This window comes from Stenotrophomonas terrae, from assembly GCF_039674165.1.
Lineage (GTDB): Bacteria > Pseudomonadota > Gammaproteobacteria > Xanthomonadales > Xanthomonadaceae > Stenotrophomonas > Stenotrophomonas terrae_A.
On record NZ_JBDJMY010000052.1, the window covers coordinates 1 to 23,612 of the forward strand.

22 protein-coding genes and 1 pseudogene are annotated in these 23,612 nt (G+C 63.8%); 16 read left to right on the plus strand and 7 right to left on the minus strand.

The features are described from left to right. Positions 1–194: 194 nt before the first annotated feature. Complete coding sequence (gene clpA, locus ABE493_RS16925; RefSeq protein WP_346500097.1) at positions 195–2,474, minus strand: ATP-dependent Clp protease ATP-binding subunit ClpA; 2,280 nt, start codon at positions 2,472–2,474, stop codon at positions 195–197. 312 nt (positions 2,475–2,786) lie between these two features. Beyond that, the gene (gene clpS / locus ABE493_RS16930) at positions 2,787–3,107 is read right to left on the minus strand and encodes an ATP-dependent Clp protease adapter ClpS (RefSeq protein WP_282272346.1); all 321 of its coding nucleotides are present in this window, start codon (positions 3,105–3,107) and stop codon (positions 2,787–2,789) included. Positions 3,108–3,211: 104 nt separating this feature from the next. Between clpS and ABE493_RS16935 the strand changes: the two genes are divergently transcribed. The 6 genes from ABE493_RS16935 to ABE493_RS16960 all read left to right on the plus strand — a co-directional run bounded on the left by ABE493_RS16935 (position 3,212) and on the right by ABE493_RS16960 (position 7,543). Next, a complete protein-coding gene (locus ABE493_RS16935) occupies positions 3,212–3,688 on the plus strand; it encodes a hypothetical protein (protein WP_346500099.1) in 477 nt (158 codons plus the stop codon). Positions 3,689–3,690: 2 nt separating this feature from the next. Further along, complete coding sequence (locus ABE493_RS16940; protein WP_346500101.1) at positions 3,691–4,155, plus strand: NUDIX hydrolase; 465 nt, start codon at positions 3,691–3,693, stop codon at positions 4,153–4,155. Beyond that, positions 4,152–5,273, plus strand: coding sequence for a tRNA 2-thiouridine(34) synthase MnmA (mnmA, locus tag ABE493_RS16945; RefSeq protein ID WP_346500103.1), 1,122 nt, complete (start codon positions 4,152–4,154; stop codon positions 5,271–5,273). The genes ABE493_RS16940 and mnmA overlap by 4 nt, the downstream gene beginning before the upstream one ends. 9 nt (positions 5,274–5,282) lie before the next feature. Continuing rightward, on the plus strand, positions 5,283–5,897 hold the full coding sequence (gene hflD, locus ABE493_RS16950; RefSeq protein WP_346500105.1) for a high frequency lysogenization protein HflD: 615 nt from the start codon (positions 5,283–5,285) through the stop codon (positions 5,895–5,897). A gap of 127 nt (positions 5,898–6,024) precedes the next feature. Then, entirely contained in the window at positions 6,025–7,215 is a 1,191-nt protein-coding gene (locus ABE493_RS16955) for a methyl-accepting chemotaxis protein (RefSeq protein WP_346500108.1), read from the plus strand. Between the two features lie 139 nt (positions 7,216–7,354). After that, on the plus strand, positions 7,355–7,543 hold the full coding sequence (locus ABE493_RS16960) for a hypothetical protein (RefSeq protein ID WP_346500110.1): 189 nt from the start codon (positions 7,355–7,357) through the stop codon (positions 7,541–7,543). 425 nt (positions 7,544–7,968) lie between these two features. On the opposite strand, the gene ABE493_RS16965 is transcribed toward ABE493_RS16960, so the two are convergent. Then, positions 7,969–10,743 (minus strand): bifunctional diguanylate cyclase/phosphodiesterase, encoded by a 2,775-nt coding sequence (locus ABE493_RS16965; protein ID WP_346500144.1) that lies wholly within the window; start codon positions 10,741–10,743, stop codon positions 7,969–7,971. A 405-nt stretch (positions 10,744–11,148) separates the two neighbouring features. On the opposite strand from ABE493_RS16965, the pseudogene ABE493_RS16970 reads away from it, so the two are divergent. Both ABE493_RS16970 and ABE493_RS16975 read left to right on the plus strand, forming a co-directional pair. Beyond that, positions 11,149–12,129, plus strand: a pseudogene (locus ABE493_RS16970) (ATP-binding protein); the annotation flags it as partial. 20 nt (positions 12,130–12,149) lie between these two features. Next, positions 12,150–13,886 (plus strand): EAL domain-containing protein, encoded by a 1,737-nt coding sequence (locus ABE493_RS16975; RefSeq protein ID WP_346500112.1) that lies wholly within the window; start codon positions 12,150–12,152, stop codon positions 13,884–13,886. Positions 13,887–14,065: 179 nt separating this feature from the next. On the opposite strand, the gene ABE493_RS16980 is transcribed toward ABE493_RS16975, so the two are convergent. The 4 genes from ABE493_RS16980 to flgA all read right to left on the minus strand — a co-directional run bounded on the left by ABE493_RS16980 (position 14,066) and on the right by flgA (position 16,717). Further along, a complete protein-coding gene (locus ABE493_RS16980; protein ID WP_430980807.1) occupies positions 14,066–15,286 on the minus strand; it encodes an ATP-binding protein in 1,221 nt (406 codons plus the stop codon). A gap of 86 nt (positions 15,287–15,372) precedes the next feature. After that, positions 15,373–15,711 (minus strand): flagella protein, encoded by a 339-nt coding sequence (locus ABE493_RS16985; protein WP_057626385.1) that lies wholly within the window; start codon positions 15,709–15,711, stop codon positions 15,373–15,375. Beyond that, positions 15,708–16,010 carry a flagellar biosynthesis anti-sigma factor FlgM gene (gene flgM / locus ABE493_RS16990; RefSeq protein ID WP_346500115.1) on the minus strand — a complete coding sequence of 101 codons (303 nt, stop codon included), beginning with the start codon at positions 16,008–16,010 and terminating at the stop codon, positions 15,708–15,710. The genes ABE493_RS16985 and flgM overlap by 4 nt, the downstream gene beginning before the upstream one ends. Positions 16,011–16,072: 62 nt before the next feature. Further along, on the minus strand, positions 16,073–16,717 hold the full coding sequence (flgA, locus tag ABE493_RS16995; RefSeq protein WP_346500117.1) for a flagellar basal body P-ring formation chaperone FlgA: 645 nt from the start codon (positions 16,715–16,717) through the stop codon (positions 16,073–16,075). 114 nt (positions 16,718–16,831) lie between these two features. Between flgA and ABE493_RS17000 the strand changes: the two genes are divergently transcribed. From ABE493_RS17000 to flgH, 8 genes are all read left to right on the plus strand, one after another. Further along, positions 16,832–17,788 carry a chemotaxis protein gene (locus tag ABE493_RS17000; protein ID WP_346500119.1) on the plus strand — a complete coding sequence of 319 codons (957 nt, stop codon included), beginning with the start codon at positions 16,832–16,834 and terminating at the stop codon, positions 17,786–17,788. Positions 17,789–18,115: 327 nt separating this feature from the next. After that, positions 18,116–18,520 (plus strand): flagellar basal body rod protein FlgB, encoded by a 405-nt coding sequence (gene flgB, locus ABE493_RS17005; RefSeq protein WP_057628074.1) that lies wholly within the window; start codon positions 18,116–18,118, stop codon positions 18,518–18,520. Positions 18,521–18,531: 11 nt separating this feature from the next. Next, complete coding sequence (gene flgC / locus ABE493_RS17010) at positions 18,532–18,939, plus strand: flagellar basal body rod protein FlgC (RefSeq protein WP_346500122.1); 408 nt, start codon at positions 18,532–18,534, stop codon at positions 18,937–18,939. Between the two features lie 26 nt (positions 18,940–18,965). Then, positions 18,966–19,640 carry a flagellar hook capping FlgD N-terminal domain-containing protein gene (locus ABE493_RS17015; protein WP_346500125.1) on the plus strand — a complete coding sequence of 225 codons (675 nt, stop codon included), beginning with the start codon at positions 18,966–18,968 and terminating at the stop codon, positions 19,638–19,640. A 31-nt stretch (positions 19,641–19,671) separates the two neighbouring features. Then, complete coding sequence (gene flgE, locus ABE493_RS17020; protein WP_346500127.1) at positions 19,672–20,892, plus strand: flagellar hook protein FlgE; 1,221 nt, start codon at positions 19,672–19,674, stop codon at positions 20,890–20,892. A gap of 170 nt (positions 20,893–21,062) precedes the next feature. After that, positions 21,063–21,812, plus strand: coding sequence for a flagellar basal body rod protein FlgF (locus tag ABE493_RS17025; protein ID WP_346500130.1), 750 nt, complete (start codon positions 21,063–21,065; stop codon positions 21,810–21,812). Between the two features lie 300 nt (positions 21,813–22,112). Next, positions 22,113–22,898 (plus strand): flagellar basal-body rod protein FlgG, encoded by a 786-nt coding sequence (gene flgG / locus ABE493_RS17030; RefSeq protein WP_057628083.1) that lies wholly within the window; start codon positions 22,113–22,115, stop codon positions 22,896–22,898. Positions 22,899–22,920: 22 nt separating this feature from the next. Further along, positions 22,921–23,610 (plus strand): flagellar basal body L-ring protein FlgH, encoded by a 690-nt coding sequence (gene flgH, locus ABE493_RS17035; RefSeq protein WP_346500133.1) that lies wholly within the window; start codon positions 22,921–22,923, stop codon positions 23,608–23,610. Positions 23,611–23,612 lie beyond the last annotated feature (2 nt).

Below are 23,612 nucleotides of genomic sequence, written 5' to 3' on the forward strand. Positions count from 1 at the left end.
CCGGGCGCGCCCCCCCCTGGGGGCGCTGCGGCTGCCCCGTCCCCCCCATGCGCGCCCTGGGCCGCCCACTACATGGAACCTCTGCCCTGCCGGAAGGGCCGCGCAAAACAAAACCCCGCACCTTTCGATGCGGGGTTTGTATGTACGGACAGCGGCCGAGCTTCGCGGCTCACGCCGCTCCCACACGAGCGGGTTTACACCGTTGCTGGCAGCAGGTGTTCCGGCTCGGACTCGGTTTCCACGATCAGTTCGCCGTCGCGGACATCGATGCTGACCTTGCCGCCGTTGGCCAATTTGCCGAACAGCAGCTCGTCGGCCAATGGGCGCTTCACCTTGTCCTGGATCACCCGGTGCATCGGGCGCGCACCCATGTCCGCGTCGAAGCCGTGCTGGGCCAGCCACTCGCGTGCAGCCGGGGTAGCCGACAGCGACACATGCTTGTCCTGCAGCAGCATCTCCAGCTCGATCAGGAACTTGTCCACCACCCGCAGGATGTGGCTGAAGCCCAGCGGCTGGAACTGCACCACCGCATCCAGGCGGTTGCGGAACTCCGGGGTGAAGCTCTTGCGGATCACTTCCATCGCGTCGGTGGCGTGGTTCTGCTTGGTGAAACCAATCGAACGACGCGCCGCCTGGGTGGCACCGGCATTGGTGGTCATCACCAGGATCACGTTCTTGAAGTTGGCTTCACGGCCGTTGGTATCGGTGAGCACGCCGCGGTCCATCACCTGCAACAGGATGTTGAAGATGTCCGGGTGCGCCTTCTCAACCTCGTCCAGCAACAGCACGCAGTGCGGGGTCTTGACGACTTTTTCGGTCAGCAGGCCGCCCTGGTCGAAGCCGACATAGCCCGGAGGGGCACCAATCAAGCGGCTGATCGAATGCGGCTCCATGTACTCGGACATGTCAAAACGCACCAGCTCGATGCCGAGCTGCAGCGCCAGCTGCCGGGTCACCTCGGTCTTGCCGACACCGGTGGGGCCGGCAAACAGGAAGTTGCCGATCGGCTTGTCCGGGCTGGCCAGCCCCGAACGCGACAGCTTGATCGCCGAGGTCAGCGATTCAATGCCCTGGTCCTGGCCGAAGATCACCATTTTCAGGTTGCGCTCCAGGTGCTGCAGCACATCCTTGTCACTGGCAGTGACCTGCTTGGCCGGGATCCGCGCCATCTTGGCAACGATGGTTTCGATTTCCTCGATATCGATGCGCTCCTTGCGCTGGCCTTCCGGCAACAGGCGCTGGCGCGCACCGGCCTCGTCGATCACGTCGATGGCCTTGTCCGGCAACAGACGGTCGGCGATATGCTTGACCGACAGGTCCACCGCCGCCTGCAAGGCATCGTCGGCATAGGTGACGCTGTGGTGGGCTTCGTACTTGGGGCGCAGGCCCTTGAGGATCTCGTAGGCCTCGCCAACGGTCGGCTCGACGATGTCGATCTTCTGGAAGCGCCGCGCCAGTGCACGATCCTTCTCGAAGATGCCGCGGTATTCCTGGAAGGTGGTCGAGCCGATGCAGCGCAGCTCGCCCGAGGCAAGTGCCGGCTTGATCAGGTTGGACGCATCCATGGTGCCACCGGAGGCCGAGCCGGCGCCGATGATGGTGTGGATTTCATCGATGAACAGCACCGAATTGGGGATCTTCTTCAGCGAGGTAATCACGCCCTTCAAGCGCTTTTCGAAGTCGCCACGGTACTTGGTGCCCGCTACCAGCGCGCCCAGGTCCAGCGAATAGATCACCGCATCGGCCAGTACGTCGGGCACTTCGCCATCGACGATGCGCTTGGCCAGGCCTTCGGCGATGGCGGTTTTGCCCACGCCGGCCTCGCCCACGTACAGCGGGTTGTTCTTGCGGCGGCGGCACAGTACCTGGATGGTGCGTTCAATCTCGTCACGGCGGCCGACCAGCGGGTCGATCCGCCCCGCCTTGGCCAATTCGTTGAGATTGCTGGCGAACTCGGCGAGCGAATCGCCCTTGCCTTCGCCATCGGCACCTTCGGCACGGCCCTCGCCTTCCAGCGGTGAGGACATCTCAGGGTCTTCGCCGGACTTACCCACCCCATGGGACAGGTAATTGACGACATCCAGCCGGGTCACATCCTGCTGATTGAGGTAGTAGACCGCATGCGATTCCTTCTCGCCGAAGATCGCCACCAGCACGTTGGCACCGGTGACCTCCTTCTTGCCCGAGGACTGCACGTGGTAGACGGCGCGCTGCAATACGCGCTGGAAGCCCAGCGTAGGCTGCGTGTCGCGCCCGTCGTCTTCGGCCAACAGCGAGACCGAGGCGTTGATCGCCTTCTCCAGCTCCCGCCCCAGGCGCTCCACGTCGGCGCCACATGCCTTGAGCACGGCCTGCGCGGAGGCGTTCTCCAACAAGGCCAGCAGTAGATGTTCAACCGTCATGTACTCGTGACGGGCCTCCCGGGCGCGCTTGTAGCACTGACCAATGGTCTGCTCGAGGTCTTTACTGAACATAAGGCACTCCGGTTGCGGTTGGAGACAATATGCGGCCTTGCATCGCTTTTTCCAGCACCCTAACCACGAAGATGTAGACGCTGCGTCAGCAATGGCTACAAAACTGCCATCGTCGTGAATTCGGCATTCAGTTTCGACGCCAGAACGGGCTTGTTACCCATCTTGTAGACAATCTGCAGGACGAATCGTTCCACTGCCGGTGAACCCGATAGGCGGCAACACAGCTGTTTTATCGCAGATACCGCCGCTGTGCGGTAGACAGGGGGCAACCCTGACGCGGCGGCCGGCAGCCTGCAGGCGCCGGCAGCAGGCTCACGCCCGCTCCATCGTGCACATCAGCGGGTGTTGGTTCATCCGCGAGAACTCGTTGACCTGCGCGACCTTGGTCTCGGCCACCTCGCGGGTATAGACGCCACAGATGCCGCGGCCACGGGTATGGACGTGCAGCATCACCTGGGTGGCCTTGTCCATGTCCATGGAAAAAAAGCTCTGCAGCACTGTCACCACGAAGTCCATCGGGGTGTAGTCGTCATTGAGCAGCATCACCTGGTACTGCGGCGGGGGCGCAACCTCGGGCTTGCCGGGGGCGACCAGCAGGCCATGTTCGCTATCGTGTTGGGTCTTCTGGGACATCATCCAATTATAGCCGGTCTGTGTGGCTGGCCTCTGACCATTGGACGCAGCCCCCCCTGCCCCCGCACAATTTGCAGGCTAACCAACCTTGCATAGGGGAAAACATGAAGAAGTCTGTAATCAGCATCGCCTTGCTGGCCCTGGCTACCGCCGCCGCTGGCAGCGCGTTCGCCGGTGAGCCGGACGCCGCCGTCGGCCGCGTCCTGGATACCCTCAAGTACAAGTACGAGGTGGACAGCGACGGCGACTACCAGCTGGTCTTTGAAATGGATGACGACCGTACCCAGCTGGTGTTCGTGCGTTCCAATGTCGAAACCTATGGCAGCCACAATGTTCGCGAAATCTGGTCGCCGGGCTACAAGTCCAGCAGCCCGCAGTTCCCGGCGCTGGTCGCCAACCGCCTGCTGGAAGACTCCAACGATTCCAAGCTCGGCGGCTGGGTGAAGCAGGGCGATGTGGCCATGTTCGTGGTCAAGGTGGACGCCAACGCCAGTTCCGAAGTCGTTTCCGATGCCATCGATGCGGCCGCCAAGAGCGCCGACGCGATCGAACTGGAAATGACGTCGAAGGACGAGTACTGAGCGTGAATGCTTTGCAGTCCCAGCGATGGGCGCCACATGTGACCGTGGCCACCGTGGTCTCCCGCGCCGGGCAGCTGCTGCTGGTGGAAGAAGAAAAAGGCGGCCGGCGGGTATTGAACCAGCCGGCAGGCCATCTGGAGCCGGGCGAAAGCCTGCTCGAGGCGGCGGTGCGTGAAACCCGCGAGGAAACCGGCTGGGATGTGCATCTCACCGGCTTCATTGGCACCTATCAGTGGACGGCGGGCGATGGCACGCCGTTCCTTCGCTTCGCCTTCGCCGCCGAGCCGCTGCAGCACCATCCCGAACAAGCACTCGATGTGGGCATCGTGCAGGCGCTGTGGATGAGCCCGGTGGCCTTGCAGGCTGACATGGCGCGGCTGCGCAGCCCGCTGGTCTGGCACACGATTTCCGACTGGTTGGCCGGGCAGCGTTACCCGCTTTCCATCGTGCGACAGGTGGCACCGTGAGTAATCCGAATATCGTGGTGGGCGTATCCGGCGGGGTGGACTCGTCGGTGGCCGCGCTCACCCTGGTCCAGCAAGGCCTGGATGTTGCCGGCCTGTTCATGCAGAACTGGGCTGACGATGGCAGCGGCCATTGCCGTGCCGAGGATGACCGTCGCGATGCGGTGGCCGTCTGCGGCCGCCTCGACATCCCCTTCCACTTCCGCGATTTCTCGACGGAGTACTGGCAGGGCGTGTTCGAGCACTTCCTGGCCGAGTACGCCGCCGGCCGCACGCCCAACCCGGACGTGCTGTGCAACCGCGAGGTCAAGTTCAAGCACTTCCTGGATGCCGCCCGCGAGCTGGGCGCCGAGCGCATCGCTACCGGCCACTACGCCCAGGTGGACCAGTCCGCTGGCCGCTGGCGGCTGTTGCGCGGCGCCGACCGCGGCAAGGACCAGAGCTATTTCCTGCATCAACTCGGGCAGGCCCAGCTTGCGGCCACCCTGTTCCCGATTGGCCACATGGAGAAGAGCGAGCTGCGCCGCATCGCCCGTGAGGCCGGCCTGCCGACTCATGCCAAGAAGGACTCCACCGGCATCTGCTTCATCGGCGAACGCGATTTCCGCGAATTCCTGGGCCAGTACCTGCCGGCCCGCGAAGGTGAGATCCAGGACCCCGATGGCCAGGTCATTGCCCGCCACCCCGGCGTGTTCTATTTCACCCTGGGCCAGCGCGAAGGCCTGAACATCGGCGGCGTGCGCGGGCGCCCTGCGGCGCCCTGGTTCGTGGTGGGCAAGGACGTTGCCCGCAACATCCTGTACGTCGACCAGGGCCACGACAGCCCTTGGCTGCAGTCGCAGTGGCTGCGCAGCGAAAGCATGCACTGGATTGCCGGCAGCCCGCCCGCGCGCCAGTTTGAATGCACCGCGCAGACCCGCTACCGGCAGCCGGACGAGGCCTGCACGGTGACGGTGCGCGATGATGGCACTCTGGACGTGCGTTTCGCGCGCCCGCAACGTGCCGTCACCCCGGGCCAATCGCTGGTCCTGTACGACGGTATGGAATGCCTGGGCGGCGCGGTGATCGCCGCAACCGATGCACCTTTGGAGCGCCGCCTGGCGGCTCCTGTTACCCCTTGAGAGATGACCATGACTTTTTCAATCGACGACCGCGTACTCGCCTTGGCCGGCATTGCCCAGGCCCTGCAGCAGGTGCGCCGCATCGCCGAAACCGGCCATTCTGAAAGTGCCATCGTGCGCACCGCGATGGACAGCGTGCTGCGTATTGACGCCACCTCGCCGGCGGCCGTGTACGGCAGCGCCACCCAGGTGGAGCCCGGCCTGCGCCTGCTGCGTGACTACTTCCGCAACCAGGGCAAGGATGACCTGCTGCCGCGGCTGGCGCTGTCGGTGATGCAGCTGGAACGCCGCTTCGTGCGTGAAGGCGCCACCGTCGACAAGGTCGAGGCCGGCATCCAGCGCGGCGCCGCCATTGCCCAGGAGCGTGGCGACTGCAGTCATCCGGACGTACTCAGTGCAATGGGCGCGCTGTACGCCGACACCATCAGCCAGCTCAAGCCGCGGATCATGGTGCAGGGCAATCCGCACTACCTGGGCCAGGCGATGGTGGTCTCGGAAATCCGTGCGCTGCTGCTGGCAGCGGTGCGTTCGGCGGTGTTGTGGCGCCAGCTGGGCGGTGCCTATTGGGATTTCCTGTTCTCCCGCAAGGCCATGCTCGAAGCCATCGAGCGCCGCCTGCGCTGAAACATGCCGGCCCGCCGCCAGCAGGCGCGCGGGCCCTGCATCGCAAAACCTCCGGGATTCACCGCAGCGGGCTAAAGACCCCCCGGCTACTGCCGATACTGCATTCGTGACTCTCCCGAGAACGTCCATGTATTCACGTATTGCAATCCGTTTGGCAGCCCCGCTGGTCCTCACCCTTCTGGTCGTGGTCGCTGCTGCCCTGTCCTGGCCTTCGGCAGCGCTGTGGGCGATTTTGACCACCATGGTGCTGAGCTGGCTGGTGTTTGCCTGGTGGAGCGTGCATACGCAAGCCCAGCGCTCGCCCGAACACGCCAAGGTGCTGAAGGAGCAGGACCAGCTGCTCAATGAACTGCGCAGCTTCGTCGGCAACGAGATCGACGGCTCGCGCAGCGAGATCGAACGCGCCCGCGAGCTGATCCGGCAGGCCGTCGGCGGCCTGGGTGGCAGCTTCGATGCGATGAGCCGCAAGTCGCGTCAGCAGAGCCAGGCGTTGGCCCGCATTGTCGACCGTGCCGGCGATGAAGGCGGTAGCGGCGTCGACGTGGCACGTTTCGCCCAGAACGCCAGCCATCAGATGGAACAGCTGGTGGAAGCGCTGGAACAGGTCAGCGGCCAGAGCAGCAACACCGTGCAGCACATCGATCAGATGGCGCAGCACCTGGATGGCATTTTTGCCCTGCTTGAAGACGTCAAGTCGATTGCCGACCAGACCAACCTGCTGGCCTTGAACGCCGCCATTGAAGCAGCGCGTGCCGGTGAAGCCGGTCGTGGCTTCGCGGTGGTGGCTGACGAAGTCCGCAACCTGTCCGAGCGCTCAACCACCTTCAACGAGCAGATCCGCAAGCTGGCCCACAGCTCCAAGGACGCCATTGCCAAGGTGCGCGAAACCGTCACCCACATGGCCTCGCGCGATATGGACCGGTCACGTGAGGCGCGTTCGGAAGCTGCCGCGATGCTGGACAGCGTGGCAGCGATCAACGCCTCGCTGGGCGATGGCATGCGTGAGATTTCCGAGTGCGGCCGGGCCATCGACGGCAGCGTCGCAGAAGCCGTGCGCGCCCTGCAGTTCGAGGACATCGCCACCCAGGCATTGGGCGGCGTGCATACCCATCTTGACCGCCTGGGTGCAATCAACCGCGAAGCGGTCGCCCTGCAGGAACTGCTGCATCGCAATGGCGGCGTGTTTGACGGCGAGATGATCACCGCCCTGCAACGCACCGGCAGCCGCCTGCGCGAAATGCGCGTGGAGTGGGAGCGTCCGCCACACAAGCCGGTGTCGCAGCAGAGCATGGGCGCAGGCACGGTGGAGTTGTTCTGAGTTCACCCGCATCCGTTCTGCATCCGAGCCCCGGTCCTTGGCCGGGGCTTTGCCGTTGCTGCAACCACGCTGATATATGCTGACACTTCGTTCCTCCGCCAACAGCAACGCCGAGCCAGCACCGCAGGCTGATGACGCCATGCCTCTTCCTACAGCCGCCAACGGCGTCTCGTTGAGCCGACGCGAACAACTCGCGCTGCTTGAACAGCATGCACAGCAGGAGCTGCTGGAGCTGCGTGCACGGCGCGACCAATCCCAGCGCCCCGACCAAGTCGAAGACGCCGATTGGCTGACAACCTGTATCGACTGGGACCTGTCCGTTCCCTGAAAAATCCCTGGCAGCGCTTGGCCGGGCCACATATCTTTGCGCACCAAGAATCTCTTGTAGGAGCGGCGTAAGCCGCGAAGCACAGAGATCGTCGGATGCTGACCTCTCAGCAACCCCGGCTTCGCGGCTTACGCCGCTCCTACATGCTATGAACACGCTGGCCCAGGTCAATGCAGAAGCAGCACAGAGCTGATGTTCTGCGGCCTTTCCCGGGCCACATGTCAGCACACCATGGTTATCTTGTAGGAGCGGCGTAAGCCGCGAAGCACAGAGATCGTCATATGCTGACCTGCCAGCAATCCCATCAATGCCAGCTTCGCGGATTACGCCGCTCCTACATCCAAACAGAAATACAACCAGAAAGACATGCAAAAAGCCCGGCTGCAGTTCATGCAGCCAGGCTTGGTTGTTGGCTTTGCCGACGATCAGTGGGTAGCGCTGATCGTCGCGATGGAGCCAAGATTCGGTAGCTCAAGCAACTCGCCCGGGCCACTGCGCAGCCACTGCACCATCTCGCGCGGCCGCAGCGGCCGCGAGAACAGATAGCCCTGCAACTCATCGCAACCCTGCTGGATCAGCATCGCCGCTTCGGCAGGGGTTTCCACGCCCTCGGCCACCACCCGCATGCCCAGCGCATGGCCAAGATGCACGATGGCCTGGGTAACCTCGGCAGTACCGGCATCGTGCAGCATTCCCTGCACGAAACTACGGTCGATTTTCAGCCTCTGCACCGGGAACCGATTGAGGTAGTGCAGGTTGGAGAAGCCGGTGCCGAAGTCGTCCACGGCCAGGGGGATGCCATGTTGCTCGAACACATCAAAGCACTGCCGCAGCGCGTCGGTATCGCGGATCAAGGCCGATTCGGTCAATTCCAGCTCCAGCCGCTGCGCGGGCCAGCCGGATTGCTGACAGATACTGACAACCCGCTCGGCAAAGCCGCGGTCACGCAACTGTAGTGCCGAGACATTGACCGCCACGCGATCGAACTGCAGGCCCGACTGCTGCCAGACCACTGCCTGACGGCAGACCTCCTGCAGCACCCAATCGCCGATATGGATGATTTCGCCGCACTTTTCGGCGATGGGGATGAACTCGGCCGGGTTGCAGGAGCCGATACGGCCGCTGTTCCAGCGCAGCAAGGCTTCGATGGACGGCACCGGGTCGCCGTTGGCATGCACCAGCGGCTGGTAGACCAGACTGAACTCGTCGCGCTCGACCGCGCCGTGCAGCGCATGCTCGATCTCGACCCGGCGCTGCGTGCGCGCCAGCGCGTCCTGGCTGTAGTACTGGTAGGTATTGCGTCCCGCTTCCTTGGCTGCATGCATGGCCGCATCGGCGGCACGCAGCAGGCTGTCGAAATCGCTGCGGCCCTCGTCCAGCAGTGCGATGCCGACGCTGGCACCGACCTTCAAGGTCGCGTCCTCGCGGTACAACGGCTCGGCCAGCGATGCGATCAACTTGCGCGCGACGTGCCCTGCGTCTTCGGGTTCCACCAGATTGCGCAGGATGACGATGAACTCATCGCCATTGAAACGGGCAAACAGGTCGGCATTGCGCAGGTTCTGGTGCAGGCGTGCCGCGGCCGCTTTCAACAACATGTCGCCGGTGGCATGGCCAAAGGTGTCATTGATGGTTTTAAAGCCATCCAGATCAATGAACAGCATCGCCAGGATGGCGCCACGTTCACGCGCCTCGATGATGGCCTCCGAGCCCTGCTCGCGCAGCAGCATGCGGTTGGGCAGACCGGTCAACAGGTCGTAATGGGCCAACAATTCCAGGCGTTCGTCGGCTTCGCGTTCGCGGGTGATATCGCGGAATAGAACCACGTAGCGCTCGGGCAGGCCTTCGCGCTGATCCAGTTCGATCAATACCTGCACCCACACCCGTTGCCCCGAGGGGCGGTAGAAACACAGGTCGAGCTGTTCGGGCAGCCCGCCTTCGGCAATGCGCAGCAGCGCTGCTTCAAAGCCGTCGCGCGAATCGGGGGTATACAGGTCCAGCGCCTGGTCGAGCGTGACCGGCGCTTTGCGCAGGCCGTGGATGCGATAGCACTCCTCGGTCCACTGCATCGCCCGCGTATCCACTTCGATCTCGCAACCGCCGATGCGGCCCAACGCCGATACGCGGTTGAGCAGCTCGGTGCGCCAGCGGATCAAGGCATCGGTGCGACGTTGGTTGCTGATGTTCTGGACCTGGCCCAGCACCCGCTGCAACACGCCCGCACTGTCGTAATCCAGTTCCACCCAGATGCGCAGCTGCTGCTGGGTCACCGGGTCCCTGCCCCAGGTCAGGTCGAAACTGCCGCCGGCCGCATCATCGAGCAGGCGCCGCCAGCTGCCAAACAAATGCCTGCGTGCTTCATTGGTAAGGATGCGCAGCCATTGGCGACCATTGGGCAATGCGGCGTCGCCCCATCCAATGGCGGCGGCAAATTCGTCAGACCACTGCACGCGACCGCGCTGTGGTTCCCATACCCAGCTGCCCATGCCAGCGACGCGCTGTGCCCGCTGCAACAAGGCCTGCTGCGACCGCAACTCGTCTTCCAATGATTTTTGCTGCTGGATGTCGGTATAGGTGCCGACCATGCGCAACGGCTGGCCGTCGCCGGCACGGGTGATGACCTGCCCACGATCGAGTACCCAATGCCAGCTGCCATCGGCCTGACGCAGCCGGAACTGGCAGGCGAACGGTACCTGCGGGTCGTGCAGGTGGGCGGCAATGGCCTGCCGCAATTGCAGTTGATCCTCGGGGTGGACCTCATCGAGCAACCCCATACCTGTTGGTACGGGCGAGTTGTTGTGTGCCGGTGCGGTGCGGGAAATCGCATCGCCGACGATATCCCAGTCCCACAGGCTATGACCTGCCGACTGCATCGCGATGGTCCAACGGGCATTGCGTGCCTCGGTGTCACTGGCCACCGAGTACAGATAGCCCAGCGGTGCAGCCGCAGGTGATTGCACGCTGCTGAGCCAGCCTTCGAGCCGGCTGCCCTCGCCAGGCAATGGGCACGCCACAGCGTCCTGGTGGGCGAGTTGCTGGCGTGCGCCAGTCAATTGCTGGCAATAACGTGACAGGCGTTCGGGCAGGCCCAGCTCGCGGGCCATGGCATTGGCAGCCAATGGCTGCCCATCCGTATCCAGCAGCACGACGGCTGCGTTCAACGGGTGACGAAGCAGGCTAGCTATGACGCCGCGATCCACGCGCTCTATCTCCATGCCCGACAAACCGGGGACTCAATCGATAACGGCACCGCGTCGGCAGAATTGAGCACTTCGTCGCGCGCATTGTGCACAAGCGGCTAAGATGACGCCGACGCTCGCTCCAAATCCCCACCCATCATGCAAGCCGATCCGGCCCCCGCTGACTCTGCGCCCGTGCCTGCACCGCTCCCGCTGCGGCGCTCTGGCTTGTTCTGGCTGCTTGGCCTGACCCTTGTACTGACCTTTGCCATGGCCGGCGTGCTGCTGATGGGCAGCGGCGCTGCCGCGTTGCAGCTGAAATTTGTGACGGTTATCACGCTCACTCTTTGCCTGTCGTTGTCGGCGTTGGCTTGGCGACTCTGCGCGATGAGCGCATTACGTACCGCGCCGCAGCGCCCGCCGCACGAGTTCGAACAACTCGCGGCGCTTCTGCCCGATGGCGTGATGATTGCCGATGGCAATACCGTTCTTTATGCCAATCCTGCCGCCAGCAGCATTCTGGGCATAGGTGATGGCCACGCCGACAATGCCACGCCACTGCTGGCAAACCTGGGCGCGCATGCGCCCACTGCAGACAACAGTGAAGTGCCAGTGCAGCTGTGCCGGATTGGCGGCGAGCCCTTCCATGCCGTGGTCATCACCCAGCAACTCCAATACGCCGGCCGCGCCTGCCAGCTGTTTGTGATCCGCGACCTGAGCGAACTGGAACATGGCCGCGCTGCCCTGGCAGCCAGCAATGGCGAGCTGCAGGCCATGGCTGGGCGACTGTTCTCATTGCAGGAAGACGAACGCCGCTCGATCTCACGCGACCTGCATGACGACATCGGCCAGGCCATCACCGCGATGAAGCTGGCCGCCTGTGCAGCCCGCGACGAGGACAATACGGCCCGCCGGCAGGACGATATCGACCAGATCATCGAGTTGGCCGACACCACGGTGATCAAGCTGCGCAACCTGTCGATGCTGCTGCGCCCACCGCAACTCGATGCGCTGGGCCTGGAAGCAGCGCTGCGCTGGCAGGCAGGTCTGCTGTTCCGCTCCACCGATGTGGAGCTGCTGCTGGACGTGAGCGCTTTGCCGCGACGGCCCAGCAACGAGGTGGAACAGGCCTGCTTCCGTATTGCCCAGGAGAGCCTGACCAACGCATTGCGTCACGCCTGTGCAAGCCAGGTATCGCTGTCGCTGCGTGACAGCAGCCAGGGCGATCTGCACCTGCAGGTGGTGGACGATGGCGAAGGCTTTGATCCGGCCGGCCCGCGTGGTCTGGGCATGATCGTCATGCGCGAACGTGCGCAGAGTGCCGGCGGCAGCCTGCATATTGAAACCGCACCGGGTGCAGGCACCCGGATTGATCTACGTCTACCCTATGCGGTAACCGCACCGTGATGCCCCAAGGACCCCGCCCGATGTGGACTGCCAACCCTGCCTCTTCCGGTGACCGCGGCGACGCGCGACCCGCTCGTCTGGGCGCTGGCAATCCGGAGCTGGCAACCCTGGTGGACGCAGCCAACCGCACCGGCACCTCGTTGATGCTGCTGCACCTGGATATCGACCACTTCGCCTCGGTCAACGAAAACATGAGCGCCGAAGTCGGCGACCAGGCCCTGGTGTTGATTGCCGAACGCCTGCGCGGCTTCATTGGCGACCGCGGCAGGCTGTGGCGGCATGGCAGCGATGAATTCCTGATCGCGGTACCGCGTACCAGCCAGACCCAGTCACCGGAGGACTTCGCCGAGCAGGTGCGCCAGCAGATCGAACTGCCGCTGTCCGTATTGCCGTACACCCTGTTCCTTACCGCCAAGATTGGCGTCGGCCTGTGCCCGGAACATTCCAATACCGCAACCGGCGTGCTGGACCTGGCCGAGGATGCCCTGCACCAGGCCGGCCGCGAAGGCGGCAATGCCGTGCATGTGCACGTGCTGCACAAACCCAGCAGCGCCCACAGTGAGAGCATCATCTCGCGTCAGCTGGTGGATGCCATCGACAACGGCGAGCTGCGCCTGCGCTACCAGCCGCTGGTCAGCGCCCGCGATGGCCACGTCATGGGCATGGAAGCGCTGCTGCGCTGGCAGTCCCCTACCCTCGGCATGCTGGTACCCGAGCGTTTCATGCGCACCGCCGAACGCCTGGGCATCATTGTGCAGATCGGTGCCTGGGTGCTGGAAATGACCCTGCGCCAAGCCAAGGTATGGCGCGACCAGGGCTTTGAAGATTTCAACGTGGCGGTCAACGTCTCCACGCTGCAGTTGCTGCGGCCGAACTTCTTCACCGAAGTGATGGCGATGCTGCAGTCCATCGGCGTGCCGGCGCGCATGCTGACCTTGGAAATCAACGAAAGCGCGTTGACCAACAACGTCAACTTCGTCCATGAAACGTTGGCCAACCTGCGCAACGAAGGCATCAGCCTGTGCCTGGACAATTTCGGTACCGGCGACTCCAGCTTGAGTGCGCTGGTCCGCTACCCGGTGGACAAGCTCAAGATCGACCGCAGCTTCATCAAGAGCGCCCCTGCCGCCAACCGTGAGGCGGCGATCAGTCGCGCCATCATCGCCATGGGCCACCAACTCGGCATGACGGTCATTGCCAATGGCGTGGAGTCACAGGCGCAATTGGGGTTCCTGCGACGCAATGACTGCGATGTATTCCAGGGCTATCTGTTTGGCGAACCGATGTCGGTCGACGCCGCCGGCATGACCCTGCGCCGCCGTTACCTGCGCCCGGAAGCGTTCGCGGAAACCCGCCCCGACCGCACCTTGTTGCTGCTTGATGACGAGGAAAACGTGCTGCGCTCGCTGGTGCGCCTGTTCCGCCGCGACGGCTACCGCATCCTGGCGGCTGGCAATGTGCGTGACGCCTTTGACCTGCTGGCGATCAACGATGTGCAGGTGATCCTGTCCGATCAGCGCATGAGCGACATGAGCGGCACCGAGTTCCTGGGCCGGGTGAAGATGCTCTACCCCGACACCATCCGCCTGGTGCTGTCCGGCTATACCGACCTCAACACCGTCACCGACGCGATCAACCGCGGCGCAATCTACCGTTTCCTGACCAAACCATGGAACGACGACGACCTGCGCGAACACATCCGCCAGGCCTTCCGTACCCATGACGAGAAACAAGGTGTGAGCGCCTCGCAGGCCTAACGCAGCGCCCTGTCAGCGCTTGTGGGAGCGGCGTAAGCCGCGAAGCCACTGATGCCGCAGTGCCCGTATTCCGGGTGCTGCGGCAGAGCTACCCAAAAGGGCCCGTGAAATTGCAGACGCCGCATCCACGGACACGGCGCCAGCTTCGCGGCTGACGCCGCTCCCACAAGACCAGCGGCTTACTTCGGCTGCCGGGTAGGCAGCACAATGCGGAAGCAGGAGCCTTCGCCCACCGTGCTTTCCAGATCAATGCGGCCGTGGTGCTTGTTGATGATGCCGTAGGAGATCGACAGGCCCAGCCCGGTGCCACTGCCTACAGGCTTGGTGGTGAAGAAGGGATCGAAGATGCGCTGGCGCAATTCCGGCGAAATGCCTGCGCCGTTGTCCTTGAACTCGACCCAGACTTCATCGCCGTTGACGCCGGTGCTGACCACGATATTGCCGCGATCGGCAATCGCATGGCCGGCGTTGAGCAGCAGGTTCATGTAGACCTGGTTCAACTCCGAGGGCAGGCATTCAATCATCGGCAGCTCGCCGTATCGGCGCTCCAGCGTGACCTTGTACTTGAGCTCGTTCCAGATGATGTTGATGGTCGATTCAAGCCCGGCATGCAGGTCGACCAGCTTCCATGACTCATCGCGCCCGGAATACGAGAAATCCTTGAGATCGCGCACGATCCGGGTAACCCGCTCGATGCCTTCGCGCGATTCGGCCATCAGCTGTGGCAGGTCGCGGCTGATGAAATCAATGTCCAGCCGGTCGCGGATATCGTCGATTTCAGGGATCAACGCTTTGGGATCCGGCGCCCGCAAGGCCCGCTCATAGGCTTCGATCACGGTGAACAGGCTGCGCAGATATTCCTGCAGGCTGCCCAGGTTGGAGTGGACGTAGCCGATGGGATTGTTGATCTCGTGCGCCACGCCCGCCGCCAGCTGGCCGATGGAGGCCATCTTCTCCGACTGCAGCAGTTTTTCCTGGGTGCCGTTCAAGCGCAGATAGGCCTGGCGCAGCTCGGCATGGCGCTGCTGCAACTCGCGCTCGTAGTCTTCCGGGCCATCAATATGCTGGAACAGGGCCAGGAATGCTTCCCCGCCCGCATCACTGTGTTGATGCAGGTGCAGGGTAATGACCCGCTCCCCGATCGGCAGGCTGCCGATCCAGCTGCCTGTCTCACGCGCCTGCGACATGGCGTACGGCGGCAGCAGGGCTTCCAGCTGGCGGCCAAGATCAAGGCTGCCGCCGGTATCGACGCCGAACAGCTCGCGCACGAGGCCGTTGGCGACACTTACCTCGAATTTGCCGTTGAATACCAACATGCCCTGCTGGACCCGCTCGCCCAGTGCCCTCAACGTGGCAGACGAGGGGGTGGGCAGGAGAATGGAGCTGTCGATCTGGGTCACGGCGGCCGATACAACGTAGGAACGGACCGCCACTATAGCCGGATGCGTGCATCCGGTAGCGGCACTGGTGCCGCCTTTCCCACAGCTCAGGCGACGGCCAGGGGCCGCCGCGAATGGACCGTCTGAGCCTGGCCCTTGGCATCGTAGGCCGGTGCGTTCTCACTGCGACCAAGCTGACGCAGGGCCCAGTTGACCTCACGGCGGCGGCGCGCAAGCAATACGCCGTTGGCATGATTGCGTTCGGCCAGCTCCTTGAGCCGCTCGGCCTGGTGCAACGGCGGCTGCCGCTCCAGCTCGCGCAGGGCGTCCAGCTTCCTGCCGGTGGCCGCAACCAGCGCAGGCACGTCGTGCTCGGCGAGGGCACGCTGCTCGCGGTCCAGCGCTTCACTCAAGCGCTGCAACGGGTCGCCCATGCTCAGGTTCATCCCTGCAACTGCTGGTCCAGGCCCAGCATGCGGGTGGCGATGGCATCGGGATTGATCTTGTAGCTGCCGTTCTCCAGCGCCTCGCGTACAGCCTGCACGCGGGCCTGGTCAATTGCCGGGGCGGCACTGAGCTCGCGCTGCACGGCCTGCAGCTGGGTAGCTTCGCCAGTCAGGCGCACGCTGTCGGCAGCCTCAACCGGCTTGGGCTTGGCGTCGCCTGCGGCGGCCACCTTGGTGTTGATCGCCACGCTGCGCAGCTGCGCTGCGGCTGCAATACCACCGTCGATTTTCTGGCTCATGTGATGGAGTCCTGATTCGGTTCAAAAACGATAACGGCAGTGCCGGGCGGATCTTTAGCGATTTATCGACTTACAAGTACATCCCCGCCCGGGGTGGCGGTACCTTGCATTACCCGGCGTGAAGACAGGTTCTCGACCGAGACCCGCTCGCCCTCGCCCGCATCCCCCAGCGCCCGCCCAGCCATGCGTACCTCAACCCCGCCCCGGCGTGAAACCAGCGCCACATTATCGCCGCGGCGGACCGTACGCGGCGCCACCAGGTCGGTCGCCGAGAGCAGGCTGCCGGCGCTCAATGCGCGCCGCGCCACCCGCCCCACTGCAGCTTCTGGCTTGAGCAGCACGGCGCCGGCCAGCCGTGCGGTGTCACGTTTTACGCTGCTTATATCGGCCGCTGCCAGCACTTCTCCAGCCGCCACGCCACGGCTCAGGACCAGCACCTGCTGCTCCCGCCGGACTTTGACCGGCACGAACAGGCGCCAGCCACCGGCCTGCGGGCAGGCCACCTCCACCGTGGTATTGGCCGTGGCCTTGGCCTGCAACGGCTGTGTGCAGGCGGGCAGACGCAGGTTGGCATCCACCTGCGCCTCGCCACTCTCACCGGCAGCCAGCGTCGCCAGCGCCGCCGCACGGATCGTATCCACGGGCTGGAAGGCTGCCGCCCAGGCCCACGCAGGCAGCAACAGGCAGAAGGAAAGGAGTAAGCGCATCAGCGGCAGCCACCCGGTCTTTGAAAAGGTTCGCAGGCAGCGTTGCAAGTGCCGTGCCATTGCGACCGGTCACCAGCACTCAAGTTGTCGGCCCCTGCCGCCGATACAGCAACCATGTCACAAGACCTGCTCAACCGAATTGACCAGCGCACCCGGCTGGCCGGCCATAACCGCCTTGCCCTGCTGCTGTTCCGCCTTGGCGGCCGTCAGCTTTTTGGCGTGAACGTCTTCAAGGTGCAGGAAGTACTGCGCCGCCCTGCCCTGTTCCAGGTTCCCGGGCTGCCCGCGCAGTTTGCCGGCGTGGCCGATGTGCGTGGCCGCTCGGTACCGGTGCTGGACCTTGGCCTGGCAATCGGCCACCCCGAGCGCGAGCCCGAGGCCGATACGGCGCCCGGCTACCTGGTAGTGACCGAGTTCAACCGCTCGGTACAGGGCTTCCTGGTCAGCGGGGTCGAGCGGATCGTCAATATCGCGGTGGAGGACATCCACCCGCCGCCGGAGTTGGGCGCTGAATCGACCTATCTGACTGCCGTTACCCGCTTCCAGGGTGAGTTGATCCAGGTGATCGACGTCGAAAGCGTGCTCGCCGACATTGCCCAGGTCCGCAGTGAGGCGGTGCTGGACCCGTCCATGGCGCTTCCCGCCGACGCCCCGCCGATGCAGGTGCTGGTGGTGGATGACTCGCGCGTCGCACGGCAACAGATCCGCAGCGTACTGGATCAGCTGGGCGTAACCGCCACCCTGCTTTCCGATGGCAAGCAGGCGCTGGAGCATCTGCTGCAGATCCATGCGGCAGGCGAAAATCCGGCCGAACGTTACGCCATGGTCATCTCCGACATCGAGATGCCGGCCATGGACGGCTATACGCTTACGACGGAAATCCGCCGCCACCCAGGGCTGGCCGGCCTTTACGTGCTGCTGCATACCTCCCTGTCGGGCGTATTCAACAACGCCATGGTGGAACGGGTTGGCGCCAATGCCTTCGTGGCCAAATACAGCCCGCATGAGCTGGCCGACTTCGTACTGCAGCGGCTGCGGCATGTGGCTGAGACGCAGTACGCGTACAGCTGATCTGTAGTGCGGCTCAAAGGTCTGCTGAGGCGGTGCTGACACGTCCGCCGGCATAAGCATCTCGGGGCAGGCCCCTGCCGAGCATGGCTCGGCACTACCTCAGGGCCGGAATGCCCCTGCCGAGCATGGCTCGGCACTACCGCTCTTGCTCCCTCCCTTTGGCCGAAGGCCAAGGGGAGGGCTGGGGAGGGGTTGGCCCTTTGCGGGCTGAAGCGGCGCCAGCTTCGCGGCTTGCGCCGCTCCTACGGCTCGGCCTGCCCCGGCATCCCATCCGGTTCTGGCACAGGTTTTGCAGCTTCCCCGGCAACGTTCCGTGGGAGCTTCCACATGGCCAACCTGTTTTCCGACTACCTAGGCATCCACGCGCAGGCGATGCCGTTGCGCGAGCAGCGCATGAAGCTGATCGCCAGCAATCTGAGCAATGCCGACACGCCGGGCTACAAGGCCCGCGACCTGGACTTCGACGCTGCCCTGCGCAATGCACAGGGCGCAACCAGCGGCAATGGCCTGCTAAATACCACCGCCGAACAGCATTACGCGATCGGCGGCAGCGCTGGGCTCAACCCGTTCCAGATACTGCGCGAGGGTGCGCAGCCCAGCCTGGACGGCAATACCGTTGATCCGGATACCGAACGCGCCGCCTACGGCCGCGCCGCGCTGGAATATCGCGCCTCGCTCAGCTTCGTCGAGTCCAAGGTGAAAACCATGCTCACCGCGATCACCGGTCAATAAGGAAACGCGCCATGAGCAATCTGCCCATTTTTGATATCGCCGGCTCCGCGCTCAAAGCGCAGTCGGTGCGCATGAGCACCATCGCCTCCAACCTGTCCAACGCCGATTCCATCGCCGGTTCGCCACAGGCGGTCTACAAGCCGTTGGAGCCGATCTTCCAGGCCGTCACCAGCCGTACCGATCCCAACCTGACCGGCGTGCAGGTCAAGGAGATCGCACAGAGTGATGCGCCGCCGATCAAACGCTATGAACCCAATCATCCGCTGGCCGATGGCGAGGGCTACGTGTATTCGCCCGACGTCGATCCGGTGGCGCAGATGGTCAACCTCATCTCCACCTCGCGCAATTACCAGGCCGGCGTGGAAATGCTCAGCACGGCCAAGGAGCTTGCCTTGGCCACGCTGACCATGGGCCGCTGAGCCCCCTCCCCCAGGAATTTGCCGACATGAGCACCAGCGTCAACTCCGATCTTTACAGTTCGCTCGGGCTTACCGCCCCGAACAGCGCCACCAAAACCAAGGACAAAAGCGCACTTGACCAGGCCGACTTCCTGAAGCTGATGACCACCCAGCTGCAGCATCAGGACCCGACCAAGCCAATGGACAACAGCCAGATGGTGGCGCAGATGGCGCAGCTGTCCACCGTGCAGGGCATCACCGATCTGAATACCTCGGTGAAGGGCTTCCAGCAGTCCATGGCCAGCGACCAGGTACTACGCGGCGCGGCTCTGGTTGGCCATGAAGTAATGGTGCCCTCGACCAAGGTTGCTCTGGAGGCCGAAGGTGGCACCAGCGGCACCGTTGCGGCGCCATCGGCCGGCTCGGTCACGGTCGACATCACCGACGCCAACGGTTTGAAGGTCAATCAGTTGACCGTGCCAGCCGACGCCGCTGGCGAGGTCGCCTTCCAGTGGGATGGCACCAATGCCGATGGCAAGCGCATGCCGGCGGGCAGCTATACCGTCACCGCTACCCATACCGACAGCGCAGGCGCGCAGAGCAAGCTCAACACCTATGTGCAGGCAGAAGTGGAAAGCGTGACGGTGGGAACCGATGGCCTGTACCTGAATCTCAAGGGGCTGGGCACTGCCCCGCTCGACTACGTGCTCCGCGTCAGCTGAGCCCCCTCTTCGATTTCCCAGGAGTATCGCCATGGGTTTCAACGTCTCACTGTCAGGCATCAATGCGGCCAACGCTGATCTGAATGTCACCGCCAACAACATTGCCAACGTCAACACCACCGGCTTCAAGGAATCGCGCGCCGAGTTCGCCGATCTGTTCAATGCCACCAGCTATGGCCTGTCACGCAACGCGATTGGTTCGGGCGCGCGGCTTAGCAATGTGGCGCAGCAGTTCTCGCAGGGCAACATCAACCAGACCGGGCGCAGCCTGGATCTGGCCGTCGCCGGCGAGGGCTTTTTCACCATGAACATGAACGGCTCGCGCGTTTACTCACGTGCCGGCAACTTCCAGACCGACAACAACGGCTACGTGGTGAACCCGCAGGGTGCACGCCTGCAGGTGTTTGCCCCCAGTGCCGATGGCACCCGCTTCGATGGCCAGCTGACCGATCTGCAGCTGCTCACCACCGACAGCCCGCCCAAGCAGAGCACCCTGGTCAACCTGGCATTCACCCTGCCCGGCAACGCGCCGGTGCCGACGGTAACGGCGTTCGACCCTACCGATTCCAACACCTACAACCATTCCACCGGTGGCATCACCGTCTACGACTCGTTGGGTGTCAGCCACACCCAGACCTCGTACTTCGTGAAGACGGCCACCGCCAACGAGTGGGAAGTACACAACTACATCGACGGCCAGCCCGCCGGTGCACCGTCGATGCTGCAGTTCTCCAACGCCGGTGCCTTGATCGACCCGGCGAACGGCGACATCACCCTGGCACCGTTCACCCCGAGCACCGGCGCGGGCGTCGTCAATCTGACCTTGAATGTCGCAGGCGCTACCCAGTACGGCGAAAAGTTCGCGATGCGCGACACCCGCCAGGACGGCTACGCCGCAGGCAAGCTCAATGAGATCAGCATCTCCGAGGACGGCGTGGTGTATGCACGCTATTCCAATGGCGATGACAAGGCACTGGGCCAGGTGGCGCTCACCACCTTCAACAACCCGCAGGGCCTGCAGAACCAGGGCAATAACCTGTGGGTTGAAACCTTCTCCTCCGGCAACCCGCGTACCGGCGCGCCGGATACCTCGGATCTGGGCCAGATCCAGGCCGGTTCGCTGGAAGCCTCAACGGTTGATCTGACCGAGCAGCTGGTCAACATGATCGTTGCCCAGCGCAATTTCCAGGCCAATTCGCAGATGGTGTCCACGCAGGACCAGATCACCCAGACCATCATCAACATCAGGTAAGCCAGGCGGGCGCGACGGCGCATGGCTGGCCAGTGGCCAGCCTCTCAACCGGTCGCGCCACGCTCACGCACGACGCTGCACCGATGTAATGCGCCCCTAAGGCGTGCAACGGATTCCTCCGTACCACGCCCTGCGCTTCACCCCCCTCTTTACTTCCGAACCCAAGCCTTATGGACAAAGCCCTCTACGTTGCCATGACCGGTGCCCGTGCCTCGCTGCAGGCGCAGGCCACCGTGTCGCACAACTTGGCCAACTCGGATACCCCGGGCTTCAAGGAAGCACTGGCCAACACGGAGGCGTTCCGCATCCAGGGCCCGGGCTTTCCGTCGCGGGTGGATGCCCTGCACGTGGACGCCGGCTTCAACCGCCGCGTCGGCGCGCAGCAGATCACCGGCAATGCTTTGGATCTTTCCCTGCAGCCGGGCAGCTGGCTGGCCGTGCAATCCAGCGATGGCAGCGAGGCCTATACCCGCAGCGGCGCCTTGTCGCTGACGCCGAACGGGCAGCTGCTCACCGCCGAAGGCAATGCGGTGCTGGATGACAACGGCAATCCAATCGCGGTGCCGCCGCATCAGGCGATGGAGATCGGACACGACGGCACCTTGTCAATCATTCCGCTGGGCGAAGGCCCGCAGACGATGGCGATGATCGGCCGCCTGCGCGTGGTTGATGCGCCCAATGAACAGCTGGAACGCAGGCTTGATGGCTTGATGCGCAATACCGATCCGCAGCAGCCTTTCGTGCAGCGCCAAGGCAAGGCGCTGGACAGCGGCATGCTCGAATCCAGCAATGTCGATGCCGCCGGTGCACTGGTACAGATGATCCAGTTGCAGCGCCAGTTTGAAATGCAGGTCAAGGTCATCAAGCATGGTGACGAAAACGCGCGCAGCGCCAACAGCCTGTTGCGTCTGAACGGCTGATGGAACCACTGGTCGCACAAACATAGCGCGCGCCTGCGCCACTGCGCGGCGCGCGATGCGATACACAGCGGTGCATTCCCCGCTGCCAGCATCCTCACTTCAGTTCATCCCTCTCCCGCGCCCCGACCTGTTCAGCCCAGGCCGATGCAGTCGTGCCCGGTGTCATGCGTTTGGCGCCATCCGCACGTCGCCAACCACTCCGCGAACACCGCCGATATTTCGACACCACTTTTGGCACGGCCCATGCATTGACACAGGCAAGGGCCAATCGGCCGGTATCAGTTACCAAGGAATCGCATCATGAATCAGGCATTGTGGGTCGCCAAGACCGGCTTGGATGCACAGCAGACACGTATGTCGGTTGTCTCCAACAACCTGGCCAACACCAATACCACCGGATTCAAGCGCGACCGCGCCAGCTTCGAGGACCTGTTGTATCAACAGGTGCGTCAGCCAGGTGGTTCGTCCTCGGCGCAGACACAGCTGCCAACCGGCCTGCAGTTGGGTACCGGTGTACGTGTGGTCGCCACTTCCAAGCATTTTGAACAAGGCAGCCAGCAACAGACCGGCCGCGCCTTGGATGTGATGGCCAACGGCCGTGGCTTCTTTGAAGTGATGATGCCCGACGGCAGCTCCGCCTATACCCGCGATGGCAGCTTCCAGATCAATGCCCAGGGTGAACTGGTGACCAACAGCGGTTACCCGGTGCAGCCCGGCATCCAGATCCCGGAAGGCGCGCAATCGATGACCATCGGCACCGACGGCACCATCAGCGTGAAGATGGCCGGCGAAGCCGCCTCCGTCGAAATCGGTTCGTTGACGCTCACCGATTTCATCAACCCGGCTGGCCTGCAGGCCAAGGGTGAAAACCTGTACCTGGAAACCACCGCTTCAGGCCCGGCACAGAACGGCACGCCCGGCCTCAACGGCCTGGGTACCGTCGTGCAGGGCGCGCTGGAAGGCAGCAACGTCAACGTGGTCGAAGAGCTGGTGTCGATGATCGAAACCCAGCGCGCCTACGAAATGAATGCCAAGGCCATTTCCACCACCGACTCGATGCTCGGCTACCTCAACAACAACGTCTGATTGGTCGCCAAGGGATACCGTCATGAGCAGCACCCCACTCCTGCGCCAAGTTTCCATCGCCCTGTGCACTGCCTTGATTGGCGGCTGCACGCTGGCCGGCGACGTGCGCCCCTACGCACCCATGGCGCCGATCCAGCCCATCGTCGTGCAAGCCGCAGCGCCTACCGCCGGAGCGATCTACGCCGCTGGCCCGGGTTTGAATCTGTACGGCGACAGGCGTGCGCGTGACGTCGGTGACCTGCTGACGATCACTCTGGTTGAAAACACAATGGCCACCACCACCGCCAGCACCGCGATCAGCAAGAAGTCCGACATCGACGTTGGCACTCCGACCTTGTTCGGTGCGCCGGTGACGCTGGGAGGCAAGGACATTCTCGGCGCATCGGCCTCGTCGGAGCGTGACTTCGCCGGCAAGGGCAACAGCGCGCAGAGCAATCGACTGCAGGGCAGCGTGACCGTCACCGTGATCCAGCGCCTGCCCAACGGCAACCTGGTGATACAGGGGCAGAAGAACCTGCGCCTCAATCAGGGCGATGAGCTGGTGCAGATCCAGGGCGTGGTGCGCGCGGCGGATATCGCTCCAGACAACACCATTTCTTCCAGCAAGGTCGCCGACGCGCGTATCGCCTATGGCGGCCGCGGTGCGGTTGCGCAGTCCAATGCAATGGGCTGGCTGGGCCGCTTCTTCAACTCCGCGTTTGCACTGTTCTGAGC

Excerpts from the sequence above, each read along its gene's own strand:
- flgB (WP_057628074.1), top strand. The coding sequence starts at position 18,116 with ATGGCCAACCTGTTTTCCGACTACCTAGGCATCCACGCGCAGGCGATG.
- ABE493_RS17000 (WP_346500119.1), top strand. The coding sequence starts at position 16,832 with ATGTCACAAGACCTGCTCAACCGAATTGACCAGCGCACCCGGCTGGCC.
- ABE493_RS16960 (WP_346500110.1), top strand. The coding sequence starts at position 7,355 with ATGCCTCTTCCTACAGCCGCCAACGGCGTCTCGTTGAGCCGACGCGAA.
- clpA (WP_346500097.1), bottom strand. The coding sequence starts at position 2,474 with ATGTTCAGTAAAGACCTCGAGCAGACCATTGGTCAGTGCTACAAGCGC.
- flgE (WP_346500127.1), top strand. The coding sequence starts at position 19,672 with ATGGGTTTCAACGTCTCACTGTCAGGCATCAATGCGGCCAACGCTGAT.
- flgA (WP_346500117.1), bottom strand. The coding sequence starts at position 16,717 with ATGCGCTTACTCCTTTCCTTCTGCCTGTTGCTGCCTGCGTGGGCCTGG.
- flgM (WP_346500115.1), bottom strand. The coding sequence starts at position 16,010 with ATGAGCCAGAAAATCGACGGTGGTATTGCAGCCGCAGCGCAGCTGCGC.
- ABE493_RS16955 (WP_346500108.1), top strand. The coding sequence starts at position 6,025 with ATGTATTCACGTATTGCAATCCGTTTGGCAGCCCCGCTGGTCCTCACC.
- hflD (WP_346500105.1), top strand. The coding sequence starts at position 5,283 with ATGACTTTTTCAATCGACGACCGCGTACTCGCCTTGGCCGGCATTGCC.
- ABE493_RS17025 (WP_346500130.1), top strand. The coding sequence starts at position 21,063 with ATGGACAAAGCCCTCTACGTTGCCATGACCGGTGCCCGTGCCTCGCTG.
- flgG (WP_057628083.1), top strand. The coding sequence starts at position 22,113 with ATGAATCAGGCATTGTGGGTCGCCAAGACCGGCTTGGATGCACAGCAG.
- ABE493_RS16935 (WP_346500099.1), top strand. The coding sequence starts at position 3,212 with ATGAAGAAGTCTGTAATCAGCATCGCCTTGCTGGCCCTGGCTACCGCC.
- flgC (WP_346500122.1), top strand. The coding sequence starts at position 18,532 with ATGAGCAATCTGCCCATTTTTGATATCGCCGGCTCCGCGCTCAAAGCG.
- flgH (WP_346500133.1), top strand. The coding sequence starts at position 22,921 with ATGAGCAGCACCCCACTCCTGCGCCAAGTTTCCATCGCCCTGTGCACT.
- clpS (WP_282272346.1), bottom strand. The coding sequence starts at position 3,107 with ATGTCCCAGAAGACCCAACACGATAGCGAACATGGCCTGCTGGTCGCC.
- ABE493_RS17015 (WP_346500125.1), top strand. The coding sequence starts at position 18,966 with ATGAGCACCAGCGTCAACTCCGATCTTTACAGTTCGCTCGGGCTTACC.
- ABE493_RS16975 (WP_346500112.1), top strand. The coding sequence starts at position 12,150 with ATGTGGACTGCCAACCCTGCCTCTTCCGGTGACCGCGGCGACGCGCGA.
- ABE493_RS16985 (WP_057626385.1), bottom strand. The coding sequence starts at position 15,711 with ATGAACCTGAGCATGGGCGACCCGTTGCAGCGCTTGAGTGAAGCGCTG.